This window comes from Azospirillum isscasi, assembly GCF_030849505.1.
In the GTDB taxonomy this organism is placed as follows: domain Bacteria; phylum Pseudomonadota; class Alphaproteobacteria; order Azospirillales; family Azospirillaceae; genus Azospirillum; species Azospirillum isscasi.
The window spans coordinates 20,814-28,515 of the sequence record NZ_JAUJFI010000064.1; the positions used below are offsets into that span (position 1 = coordinate 20,814).

Sequence of the window (7,702 nt, forward strand, 5' to 3'; positions counted from 1 at the left end):
AAGCGACACGCACTTTCGCCCCTCTCCCGCCACCGCGGGGGAGGGGTTTTTTCTTTGGAGCGCCGGCCTGGAAGGAAGAAGGCCCGCCGTCGGAAGGTGAAAAAAGCGGGCGGCGTAAAAAGCGAAACCCCCGCGCGGGGGCGGGGGTTTCTGCGGCTGTGCCAGGACATCCGCAATGGTTGAGCCGTCTCAACGGCAATGTTCAGAAATGTGTGGCCGAACAGGTCGGCTTCCTCAAATAAGCGCAGGTGGACTCATGATCAGTTCACCCTCCTGGCTACGGGAACATTTGCTGCGAAGAGAAGCTGGCTTTTGGGCCAACTTGATGCGGTGTCCACCGCGTCTTCACCTCAACCAGTGTTGCTCTGAGGAATAGCCTGCTCCTCCTTGCGGGGGTTGTCAATAGCCGAACTGTGGTCCCGTCACCGCTTGGCGGACGGTTTTTTTCGGTCACTTGAACTGGAAGCCGACCGGGCGCTTGTCGTCCAGCGACACCACCGCGCAGCCGCCCAGCGCCGGGCCGACCGACAATTCGCCGTAGGCGGTGACCGCCCCTTCCTGCTTCAGCCGCCCGACGAAGCCGCTGCCGTCGCTGCGGGCGACCCAGGCGAAGGGGATCCAGGTCTGGCGCACCGGCTGTCCGCCGGCCCGCACCACCGCGGTGAAGGCGTCGGCAGCGGGCGTGCCCGGCGGGAAGACGGCCAGCACCGTGCCGCCATCCTCCTCGTTCAGGGCGGCCTGGGTCAGCGCCACGCCCGTCACCGCCGCCCAGACGGCCAGCGCCAGCGCGCCGAGCGCCAGCGCGAAGCCGTGGCCGAAGCCGGGGGACGGGGACGTGGGGGCGGGCGCCGTCATGGCCTCACGCCTTCGCTTCCGCCGCGAGCGCGGGGGCGGGCTTCTCGGCGATCGGCCAGTTCACCGCGGCGGCGGCCAGCGCCAGGACCACGCTGGCCCACCACACCACGTCGTAGGAGCCGACGCGCTCGTACAGCACGCCGCCCAGCCACACGCCGAGAAAACCGCCGATCTGGTGGCTGAGGAAGGCGAAGCCATAGAGCATCCCCAGATAGCGCGTGCCGAACATCAGCGCGACGAGGCCGGAGGTCGGCGGCACCGTGGACAGCCACAGCAGGCCCATCGCCGCGGCGTAGAGGATCACCGACACCGGGGACACCGGCACCAGGATGAAGATCGCCGTGCACAGGCCGCGCAGGGTGTAGTTGGCGCAGAGCAGCACGCGCTTGCTCATCTTCCCGCCCAGCACCCCGGACATGTAGGACCCGACCACGTTGAACAGCCCGATCAGCGCCATCGCCCAGGAGGCGAGGCTGGGGCTGATCCCCGCGGCGGTCAGATAGGGCGGCAGGTGCGTGGTGATGAAGGCGAGCTGGAAGCCGCAGACGAAGAAGCCGGTGACCAGCAACACGTAGCTGCGGTGCTTGAAGGCCTGCCGGATCGTCGCGGCGAAGCCGATGTCGGCCCCGGTGACGGCCTGCGCGCTCTTCGCCCCGCCCGCCCCGGCGAAGGAGGAGGCGAGCACCGGGATCATCAGCATCGACGCGCCGAACAGGGTCAGCGCGGTCTGCCATCCGTAGGCGGCGATGAAGGCCTGGCCGGTGGGGGCGAACAGGAACTGGCCCATCGAGCCGGCGGCAGTGGCGACGCCCATCGACCAGCTCCGCTTCTCCGGCGGGACGATGCGGCTGAAGCCGGCGATGACGATGCCGAAGGACGCCCCGGCCAGACCCAGCCCGATCAGCAGGCCGGAGCTGAGATGCAGCATCAGCGGCGTGTCGGCGAAGGGCATCAGCGCCAGACCCAGCGCGTAGAGAACGCCGCTGGCCGCCAGCACCAGCGCCGGCCCGTAGCGGTCGCACAAGGCGCCGGCGAAGGGGGTGCCGATGCCCCAGACCAGATTCTGGATGGCGATGGACAGGGCGAAGACGTCGCGGCCCCAGCCGTGCGCCTCCGACAGGGGTGCGGTGAACAGGCCCATGCTGGACCGCGGGCCGAAGGCCAGCAGCGCGATCAGGCATCCGCAGGCGATGACAAATCCCGGCGTCCGCCAGGAGCGGGCCGAGGGCGCTCCGCCCGCCCGGTTGCTGGTGTCCAAGTTATCCTCCCTCAGCGCAGGCTGTGGCCGGTGCGGCAACGCTGGCCTGCGGTTCATCCGGGTGACACGATAAGCGCACGCCGGGCGAGCATCAAATTCACAAACAGAAAGAAGGTTATTCGGCCGCGGAATGGCAGGGCACCGGCTCGGCCGCCGCCGGGGGCAGCAGGTCGAGCAGGCTGTCCTCCAGCACGTCGAAGACCGGGCCGATGCGCCCGGTGAAGCGGCCCCGCAGCAGCCACACCGCGACGGTCAGCGAAAAGTCCGGCATTTCCAGCGCCCGCAGGCTGGCGGCCTGGACGGTCGGGGCGATCAGCCGCAGCGGCGCCAGCCCGAATCCGAACCCGCGCGCGACCAGCGACAGCAGCAGCGACTGGTCGAACGCCTCGACCGTGACGTTCAGCGCCGGCCCGTGCCGCGCCATCGCCCGGCCCATGGCGATCCGGTACTGGCAGCCTTCGGGCTGGAGCACCCAGCCCACGGCGTTCATGGCGGCCAGGGTCCAGTCCTCCCGCGCGGCGAGATCGGCGGAGGCGATGATCCGCACCGGCTCGCGCGAGATGCAGACGGCGTCCAGATCGTCCGGCGGCATCTGGGCGTCGTGGGTCAGCACCAGCGCGCCGTCGAGCGTGCCGTTGCGCACCTGTTCGATCAGCGGCGTGCTCCAGTCCGAATGCAGGCGGACGGTCAGGCCGGGGAAGGCGGCGCGCAGCCGGTCCAGCGGCTGGTGCGCGGCGATGGTGGTCAGCACATGGGCCACCCCCAGCCGCAGCAGCCCCTGGGGCTGCGCCGCCCCGGCGAAGGCGTCCGACAGTTCGTCCGTCGCCTTCAGCACCCGGTGGGCGTGGGCCAGCGCCATGTCGCCGTCGCGGGTCAGGGCCAGCGGCTTGGTCTGGCGGTCGAACAGCGACACCCCCAGCTCCGCCTCCAGCCGCTGGATCAGGCGCGAGACGGCGGACTGGGTCAGCCCCAGCCGGTGCGCGGCCTCCTGCACGGACTGGGCTTCCGCCACGGCGACGAAGGTGCGGATCTCGTTGAGCTTCATGGCGGTTTCCGGGCGGCGGTTCGTTCAGCCTCATGGCCACTGGAATCCGGCCACTGGAATCCAACTGTCCGCCTGGGTTAGCGTCGGGTCAAGCGCAACGAGGGAGTTTCCATGTCCACCACACCCGAGTCCGCCACAGCACACGCCGACCGTTCGGCCCGCGAATATCCCGACCGCCCCTGGGTGGGGGTGGGCGCCGTGGTGTGGCGCGGCGACCGGGTGCTGCTGATCCGCCGGGGCCGCCCGCCGCGGATGGGGCAGTGGAGCCTGCCCGGCGGCGCCCAGTCGGTGGGCGAGACGGTGTTCGAGACGGCGGTGCGCGAGGTGCTGGAGGAAACCGGCCTGCACGTCGTGCCGACCGAGGTGGTCACCGTGGTGGACGCCATGACCCTCGACGACGCGGGGGCCATCCAGTACCACTACACCATCGTGGAGGTGGCGGCGGACTGCCCGGAGGGCGAGGCCGTCTGCGCCGACGACGCGCTGGAAGCGGTGTGGGCCACCGTCGAGGAGGCCGCGGCGCTGACCGAATGGGACGAGACGGAGCGGGTCATCCGCCTGTCGGCGTCGCGGCGAGCCGCCGGATGACCTCCGGCACCTGCGCCTCGTCCAGGGGCTTGGCCAGCAGATAGCCCTGGATGCGGTCGCAGCGGTAGGCGCGCAGGTAGAGAAGCTGCTCGTTGGTCTCCACCCCCTCCGCGATCGCCTGCATGCCCAGCGCGTGGGCGAGGTCGATGATGGCGCGCACGATGGCGGCGGCGTCGCGGTCCTGGACCATCGCCTGGGTGAAGTGCTTGTCGATCTTCAGCGCCTCCACCGGCACGCGGCGCAGCAGGGCCAGCGAGGAATAGCCCGTCCCGAAATCGTCCAGCACCAGCCGCACCCCGGCGCCGCGCAACTGCGTCAGCACCTCGCGCGAGGAGTCGCTGTGCTCGAACAGGGCGGTTTCGGTCAGCTCCAGCTTCAGGTTCGCGGCGGGCAGGCCGGTTTCGGCCAGGATGCCCAGAACGGTGCGGGCGAAGCCGGGGTCTTCCAACTGGCGCGCCGACAGGTTCACCGCCACCGGCACGTCGGCGATGCCGTCCTGCATCCAGCCCGCGGCGGTCTCGCAGGCGCGGCGCACCGTCCATTCGCCCAGGATGTGAATGGCGTCGCTGGTTTCCGCCATGGGGATGAAGACGTCGGGCGGGATCACCGTGCCGTCGTTCAGGCGCCAGCGCGACAGCGCCTCGAACCCGGTCAGGCGCCCGCTGTGGGCGTCGGCCTGCGGCTGGAAGGCGAGCCGCAACTCGCCATGCCGGATGGCGTCGCGCACGCGATCGGAGAAGGTGCCGGGACCCGGCGCGATGGTCGCGTTCTGGTTCACCGCCATATCCCCTCCGGTCCAGCCCTCGGTCGTCCCCCATCCAGGGACATAACAGCCGAAACGGGACTTGTTAACCTTATCTCAGGGGTATTTAAGCGGTTTTTCCAGATTTACGAAAGAGTTAACGGATTTCTCGACCGTGATAAGATTGGGTGGCGTTAACCCTTCTCCCCCGAAGAGAAGAAGGGCTAACGGAAAATCCAATCAGACGTTGAAGCGGAAATGGAAGATGTCGCCGTCGTTGACGACGTATTCCTTGCCTTCCTGGCGCATCTTGCCGTTGTCCTTGGCGCCCTGCTCACCGCCCAGCGTGACGTAGCTGTCGAAATCGATGGTCTCGGCCCGGATGAAGCCGCGCTCGAAATCGGTGTGGATGACGCCCGCCGCTTCCGGGGCCTTGGCGCCGCGGCGCACGGTCCAGGCGCGGGCCTCCTTCGGGCCGACGGTGAAGAAGGTGATGAGGTCGAGAAGCTGGAAGCCGGCGCGGATCAGCTTGTTCAGGCCGGTCTCCTCCAGGCCGAGGGACTCCAGGAACTCCTGCTTCTCGGCGGCGTCGGAAAGCTGGGCGACCTCCGCCTCGATGGCGGCGGAGATGACGACCATGCCGGCGTTCTCGGCCTTGGCCTTCTCGGCGACCTTGGCGGTCAGGCTGTTGCCGGTGGCCGCCGAGGCCTCCTCGACGTTGCAGACGTAGAGGACCGGCTTGGCGGTCAGCAGCATGAACTGCTTGAAGACCGGCTTTTCCTCCTCGCCGACCTCGACGACGCGGGCCGGCTTGCCGTCCTGAAGAACCTTCAGGGCGCGCTCCATCAGATCGGCCTTGATCTTGGAGTCCTTGTCGCCGCCCTTGGCCTTCTTCTGGAGGCTGGTGAGCTGGCGCTCCAGGCTCTCCATGTCGGCAAGCATCAGCTCGGTCTCGACCACCTCGGCGTCGCGCAGGGGATCGACGTTGCCTTCCACGTGGGTGACGTCGTCGTCCTCGAAGCAGCGCAGGACGTGGACGATGGCGTCCACCTCGCGGATGTTGGCGAGGAACTGGTTGCCCAGACCTTCGCCCTTCGAGGCGCCGCGGATCAGGCCGGCGATGTCCACGAACTCCAGCTGGGTCGGGATGATCTTCTGCGACTTGGCGATGGCCGCCAGCTTGTCCAGGCGCGGGTCGGGAACGCCGACGCGGCCGACGTTCGGCTCCTTGGTGCAGAAGGGGAAGTTGGCCGCCTCGGCCGCCTGGGTGGCGGTCAGCGCGTTGAACAGGGTCGACTTGCCGACGTTCGGCAGGCCGACGATGCCGCAATTGAAGCCCATGGGGGTGCTCGCCGTCGGAAATCTCGGGAATTGGGGCGCTTTATCCTACGTGGAGCCGCAAAGCGCAAACGGGAAGTGGGGGTGGGGGGCCGGCATGGGGTTATGGGTTGCTGGTCAGCCATTGCGTCATGCCCACGTTGCTGGACACCACGGAGTCGATGCTGTCGCGCAGCTTGGCGAGGCTGATCGGCTTGACCAGATAGCCGTTGACGTTGTGTTCCTTGGCGAAGCGCACGGTGCTGAGGTCGGCGTCGCCGGTCAGGAAGATCACCGGCGTCTTGTCCACGTCCTTCACCTTGATCCCCCGCACGCCTTGCAGGAACTGCTTGCCGTTCATCGGCGCCATGTGGATGTCGCAGAAGACGATGTCCGGGCGCGTGCGTACCACCTCCATCAGACCGTCCTTGCCGTTGGAAGCCTCCGCGATCGAGCGGACGCCGATTTCCTTCAGCACCTTGCGGATCAGCCCGCGGGTGAAGTTGTCGTCCTCGACGATCAGGATGCTCAGCTTCGAATAATCTACCGACATGATAGGCGGTCCTCGTTCAAGACGTCGGTGCGGGACTGTGCGACGCCCGCATCGCGGCGGTCGCGGTGATCAGCTCGTCCAGGGTGGCGTCCAGCATGCCGGCGAGGAGCGCCGCGGTCTCCCCGTCCCCGGCGTCCAGAAGATCCTGGGCGTCGGCGGCCAGCCGCCCCAGCCGGACCGCGCCGATGGACAGGGCGGCCCCCTTCAGCGTGTGGACCGCGTTGCGGGCGGCCCCGGCCTCGCCGGCCTCCAGCGCCGTCACGGCGGCCTGGATCAGCCCCGGCGCCATGCCCAGGAAATCGCCCAGGAAGACCATGGCGTCCGGGTCGTCGCGGCTGAAATTCTGGGCGAGCTGGCCGAGGTCGAAGATCTGCGGGTCGATGTCGGCGTCCGCCCAGCTCCGCGGAGGCGCCGCCGGCGTGGCGGGCGTCCGGCGGGCGGGCAGGCGCAGCGACTTGGCCTGCGGCAGGAAGCGGTCCAGCGTTTCGGCCAGCAGCCGGGATTCGATGGGCTTCGTCAGATAGCCGTCCATCCCCGCCTCCAGGCAGCGCTGCTGCGTGCCCGGCAGGGCGTCGGCGGTCAGGGCGACGATGGGCAGCCGCGTCACGGCCTCCGCCCCCAGCGCCTCCGCCCCCAGCGCCTCCGCCAGGTCCCGTTCGCGGGCGCGGATGGCGTGGGTCAGGCCGAAGCCGTCCATCTCCGGCATGTGGAAATCGGTCAGCAGCAGGCCGTAGCGGTCCGGCTCCAGCATCTCCAGCGCCCGCAGGCCGTTGTCGGCCATTTCGATGGCGTAGCCGCGCTTGTTCAGCATGCGGCGGATCACCGTCTGGTTGATCGGGTTGTCCTCGGCCACCAGGATCAGCGCCCCGGCCGCGATGGCGGTCTCGACGGGGGGCGGCTCCCAGCCGGTGGCGTCATGCTCCCGCGGTTCCGAGCGCCGTTCCAGGCTGGCCCGGCCCAGCGCCGCGGCGATCGCCAGCCAGACCCGCCGCCGCCGCAGGGGGAGGTTGACGGCGCACAGCAGCCCGATGCGGTCGGCCTCCGACATGGTGGAGGCGAGCGCCCGCGGCACGGCCAGGATCACCGCGGGGGCCGGGCCGTCCGTGAAGGCCGGAGATTGCACGATGGTGCGGCAGCAGGCGATGGCCGGTTCGGACTGGGCGCCGCCGTTGACCAGCACCACCAGACGCCCGGCCTCGCCCCCGGAGGCGGACTCCGCCGCCAGACCGGCCCGGGCCTCGGACACCGCCTCCAGGCCGTCGTCCAGGCCGTACCAGCCCAGCGGGGCGATGCCGGCGGCGGCCAGGATGCCCTCCAGCGCCCGCCGCCCGGCGCCGTCGAAGC

The 7,702-nt window shown here is 69.4% G+C and carries 8 protein-coding genes; 1 reads left to right on the top strand and 7 read right to left on the bottom strand.

Annotation, left to right across the window (positions count from 1 at the left end):
• Positions 1–450: 450 nt before the first annotated feature.
• The 3 genes from QSG27_RS14455 to QSG27_RS14465 all read right to left on the bottom strand — a co-directional run bounded on the left by QSG27_RS14455 (position 451) and on the right by QSG27_RS14465 (position 3,158).
• Entirely contained in the window at positions 451–855 is a 405-nt protein-coding gene (locus QSG27_RS14455; RefSeq protein WP_306707248.1) for a hypothetical protein, read from the bottom strand.
• Positions 856–859: 4 nt separating this feature from the next.
• Positions 860–2,113, bottom strand: a complete 1,254-nt coding sequence (locus QSG27_RS14460) for an MFS transporter (protein WP_306707249.1) — start codon at positions 2,111–2,113, stop codon at positions 860–862.
• A 115-nt stretch (positions 2,114–2,228) separates the two neighbouring features.
• Positions 2,229–3,158 carry a LysR family transcriptional regulator gene (locus tag QSG27_RS14465; protein ID WP_306707251.1) on the bottom strand — a complete coding sequence of 310 codons (930 nt, stop codon included), beginning with the start codon at positions 3,156–3,158 and terminating at the stop codon, positions 2,229–2,231.
• A gap of 111 nt (positions 3,159–3,269) precedes the next feature.
• Between QSG27_RS14465 and QSG27_RS14470 the strand changes: the two genes are divergently transcribed.
• Positions 3,270–3,746, top strand: coding sequence for an NUDIX hydrolase (locus tag QSG27_RS14470; RefSeq protein ID WP_306707253.1), 477 nt, complete (start codon positions 3,270–3,272; stop codon positions 3,744–3,746).
• Here QSG27_RS14470 and QSG27_RS14475 read toward each other — a convergent pair.
• The 4 genes from QSG27_RS14475 to QSG27_RS14490 all read right to left on the bottom strand — a co-directional run.
• On the bottom strand, positions 3,709–4,530 hold the full coding sequence (locus QSG27_RS14475; RefSeq protein WP_306707255.1) for a putative bifunctional diguanylate cyclase/phosphodiesterase: 822 nt from the start codon (positions 4,528–4,530) through the stop codon (positions 3,709–3,711). The two genes, QSG27_RS14470 and QSG27_RS14475, sit on opposite strands and share 38 nt — an antisense overlap.
• Positions 4,531–4,728: 198 nt before the next feature.
• Positions 4,729–5,829, bottom strand: a complete 1,101-nt coding sequence (gene ychF, locus QSG27_RS14480; RefSeq protein WP_306707257.1) for a redox-regulated ATPase YchF — start codon at positions 5,827–5,829, stop codon at positions 4,729–4,731.
• A 100-nt stretch (positions 5,830–5,929) separates the two neighbouring features.
• The gene (locus QSG27_RS14485; RefSeq protein WP_306707259.1) at positions 5,930–6,358 is read right to left on the bottom strand and encodes a response regulator; all 429 of its coding nucleotides are present in this window, start codon (positions 6,356–6,358) and stop codon (positions 5,930–5,932) included.
• 16 nt (positions 6,359–6,374) lie between these two features.
• Positions 6,375–7,702 (bottom strand): response regulator (locus QSG27_RS14490; protein ID WP_306707261.1); only part of this gene is annotated, 1,328 nt, incomplete at its 5' end.